Below are 1766 nucleotides of genomic sequence, written 5' to 3' on the forward strand. Positions count from 1 at the left end.
GCCGTTCAGACTGCAAAACCAATACTTCGATGAAGAGACCGGGCTGCATTACAACCTGATGCGGTATTACGAGCCTGAGGCGGGGCGGTTTGTGAATCAGGATCCGATTGGGTTGTTGGGTGGGGAGAATTTGTATCAATTCGCACCTAATACTTTAATGTGGATGGATTTATGGGGGCTATCAGTTCATGGAGGTGGTAGTTATGGGAGTGTTAGGAAGGCCAGTTCTGGAGGCGAAGTAAATCATATGCCTGCTTATAAGGCTGTTAAAGATGGTGGTATGTCTGGGAGAGTCTCTCACTTTAAGAGTCCAGCAACATGGATGACAAAGGCAGATCACCGTAAAACAGCAAGTTGGGGAAGCTGGGCAAAAGCAAGTCAGTGGCGATCACAGCAGGCTAAATTAATTGATAAAGGTAAATTCGGAAAAGCAATGGAAATGGATATAAGGGATATTAAAAGAAAATTTGGGGAAAAATATAATAAAGGTATAAGTGAGATGATTGATTATGCAATTGGTGAAGGACATATAACTAGGGCAGAAGGTCGTAGATTAAAAAGGAAATATACAAAATGTTGAAAATATTGAATAATTCTTTGGATGGAGTTGTATTGGGTCAAAAAAAGGCTGACTTTGATGATGTTATTTTAAATAATCCTAATTATTCATTAGAGTTTGATAGAAAACACAAGATACAATCTGATTCAGAATTGATTACTGTATCCTCCTTGAGGAATTGTGATGAATTTTGCTTAAATGGAAAAGTTATTAACTTTTCAAATCTTGAAAAGTTTTTAGAAGAGGAGGATCCTCTAATAGAAGTTTCGGATGAAGAAAATTATTTTTATATTTTTCCAAAATATAATTTAGTTTTATATGTTGACTATAAGGATAATTTGTTTCTGCAGATATTAATTTACGATGAGAGTATAAGAGATTTATATGATAATAAAGGTAAAAAGTACTCAGACTTTCAAAAAAGTAAACTTAAAAATCCAACTTTAAATCATGATAAATTAATATTTATTCCTTATAAGAGCATAGGCGATTTTGAATTAAATTGTTCTCTACTAGATGTTATAAGAAAATATGACATATCAAGCAATGTTATCCCAAAGGTAAAAAATATTATAGAGATAAACAATTTTGTACTAAGGTTTGATAATGAAAAGTTAACTGAGGTTACAATTTTCAATGATAAGAAAGTAGAGCTTGCAATATACTATAATGAAATGGATATATCATCAAAAAAAGGGCTTACTGAGTTATTAAGTCAATATGATGTTATTGAGAGAACGAAATCTAAATATCTTTTCAAAGAATTAGGTCTAGTTGTAGAAAAAGATCTGTCCGAATTTCGTTTTTTTGAACAATCATTATTAAAGTTTTGGGTAAATTTGCATAGACCTATTACTAGTTGGTAATCACAAGTAAGCCGTAGCAAACCGTAGCCCGCACAAAACCTTCAGTCCTGACGTAGGATATGTGCGGTACGCACGTACGCGGTTTCTGTTTTTTCAGACGACCTCAATACTTACTTTGAGGTCGTCTGAATCATTTGCTCTTTAACAATCTCATATTGGTCAGCTGGGACGGCAAAATCACCGCCTACGGCTACGATGCCGCCGGACAACTGGTCCAACAGACCGAATACGGCCAAAGCACTAGCCAAGGCCGTCTGAAAGACCGACCCGAGACGTGGCACATCCACCGGTTCAAACGCAACAACCTCGGCCAACTGATCGAAAAACAAAGCCGCAAAGTC

At 36.1% G+C, this 1766-nt stretch carries 2 protein-coding genes and 1 pseudogene; all 3 read left to right on the forward strand.

The genetic code is table 11. The features are described 5' to 3' along the window. Positions 1-580: RHS repeat-associated core domain-containing protein (locus tag Q9I99_RS11145; RefSeq protein WP_304666232.1), on the forward strand; the 580-nt coding region annotated here is incomplete at its 5' end. Next, a complete protein-coding gene (locus Q9I99_RS11150) occupies positions 574-1425 on the forward strand; it encodes a hypothetical protein (RefSeq protein ID WP_118786571.1) in 852 nt (283 codons plus the stop codon). The genes Q9I99_RS11145 and Q9I99_RS11150, both read left to right, overlap by 7 nt. Before the next feature lie 134 nt (positions 1426-1559). Next, positions 1560-1766 (forward strand): annotated as a pseudogene (locus Q9I99_RS11155) (hypothetical protein); the annotation flags it as partial.

Origin of the sequence: Neisseria basseii, from assembly GCF_962707005.1 — a bacterium.
Taxonomy (GTDB): Bacteria; Pseudomonadota; Gammaproteobacteria; order Burkholderiales; family Neisseriaceae; genus Neisseria; species Neisseria bergeri.

Coding starts and splice junctions, on each gene's coding strand:
- Q9I99_RS11150 (WP_118786571.1), top strand. CDS start 574: ATGTTGAAAATATTGAATAATTCTTTGGATGGAGTTGTATTGGGTCAA.